This is a genomic window from Acetivibrio sp., assembly GCF_035371925.1.
In the GTDB taxonomy this organism is placed as follows: Bacteria; Bacillota; Clostridia; order Acetivibrionales; family Acetivibrionaceae; genus Hungateiclostridium.
On the sequence record NZ_DAORXT010000144.1, the window covers coordinates 1 to 1,741 of the forward strand.

The window sequence follows — 1,741 nt, forward strand, 5'->3', positions numbered from 1 at the left end:
TACCACTCCAATGCTTCCAAGGCATCTGCTTTGTCCTGCTCGGTGGTAACGGTATAAAGGTTTGTAGTCATGATATTCTCATGCCCAAGTATCTGCTGAATCGTTGTAATGGCTGTCCCTTCCTTGACCAGCTTATATCCAAGCGTGTGTCTTAACTGATGCGGAGTAACCTCAACATTCACTCTCTTGCCATACTTATCAAGAATAAGGTTGATTGCATTCCGTTTCAAAGCCCCTCGCTGGCCTATTAAAAGGAAGTCACTGTCATCTTTAGGCCTTACTGCAAGGTAATCCTGAATTGCTTTCCTGACATCCTTGTTCAATGGTATTGTCCTGTTTACGTTTCCTTTGCCGATAACCCTCAAAGAGCCTTTACGTTCGGATATTTCTATATCCCGAAGCCTTATGTTGCAGAGTTCACTCACCCGAAGCCCTGTTCCAAGCAGGATTTCTATGATGCATATATGCATTTTGTTCCTGTTTCTGTGTATCTCGGCTCGGAGCTTCCTCAACTCCCTTTCCTCCAAGCCTTTATACTGGCGGGCATCCCGATTCTTTACTGGTTTTATTTTTATTTCATCAGGAGTTGTTCTGCTTTCATAAAGCCACTTGAAAAAGATATTGATACTGGAAATCTTTCTGTTGACTGTAACCACCGATTCACTCGTATTGAGCAAGTACTTCTTATATTCAATGGCATCAAGTTCAATCAGCTTATCAAAACCGCAATCTGTCCTGCTGCTGTACCAATCAATAAAAGCCTTGCTGTCCCTGATATAGCAGCTAATAGTATTCCGGCTGCGTTCTTTACTTCTCAAATATGCTTCAAAACCGCTTAAATCAAGCATATAGGCACACCCTCCCTTTATTTGGTGTGTCCATATTACCTCTGTAATGCCTTGAAGTCAACTCAAGACATAATCCTAATTATGCATTGAAATCAGGCTTGTTTCAGGCATTTTTATATATAAAACCGGCATTTATCCCGGCGAAAACTGACGACATAAGATTATTGAATATACTCCTCATCGGTTCTCGGCTGCTCATCTTCGCTGTCAATAATATCATCTTCTGTTTCAAGCTCACCGTTTATCATTTGCAGGAACAATTTCTTCCTTGCTTCCTCATTCTGGCTTGTATCCAATATGAGTTCCTTCTTATCGCTCCATTCCTCTGGCATACGGTTACGAAGGAAAAACGCTATTGCCTGAGCCGAAGGCGGCTGGTGCCGCTTTATCTTTTCAATCTTGGTGCGCTTCTTGCCATTTTTATCTTCTTCCACAATGGTCTTGAGTTCCTCATAGTCGTAGCCGGTGCAGAGCTTCAATAATGATTTTTCCACTTGATTACATAACACGCTCCTGCCCATGTTTACAAGTTCCATGAGGATTTCATGCTCTCTGCAATAACGATACCAAGTATCAGGAGAAATCGCAAGTTTACTGCAAATCTCTCTAACTGTCGCCCCATTAACCAGCCAATCCTTTATGTCAGACAATTTCGGCAAAATTACCGTATTCCACTTATCATCCTTTTTTAATATTTTCGCTAATTGTGGATGCTTTTTTGTATAATCATCCAAAGCCCACAGGCTTATATCAAGCAGCCTTGCAATTTCAGCTTTGGTGCATCCTTCATCAACCCACTTTTCTATCTCATCAAGTCTTGGTTCAACATGCGTGTAATATTTTGTAAGCACACTATTTGCCATATTCACTTCACCTCCTCAAAAAAACAAAGC

2 protein-coding genes are annotated in these 1,741 nt (G+C 41.3%); both read right to left on the minus strand.

Annotation, left to right across the window (positions count from 1 at the left end):
- Positions 1-848: tyrosine-type recombinase/integrase (locus PLH43_RS13105; RefSeq protein WP_324363846.1), on the minus strand; the 848-nt coding region annotated here is incomplete at its 3' end.
- Positions 849-1,009: 161 nt separating this feature from the next.
- On the minus strand, positions 1,010-1,711 hold the full coding sequence (locus PLH43_RS13110) for a transposase (RefSeq protein ID WP_324363848.1): 702 nt from the start codon (positions 1,709-1,711) through the stop codon (positions 1,010-1,012).
- Positions 1,712-1,741 lie beyond the last annotated feature (30 nt).

Bases quoted from the DNA above. Each gene is read 5' to 3' on its own strand.
- PLH43_RS13110 (WP_324363848.1), bottom strand. From the start codon at position 1,711: ATGGCAAATAGTGTGCTTACAAAATATTACACGCATGTTGAACCAAGA.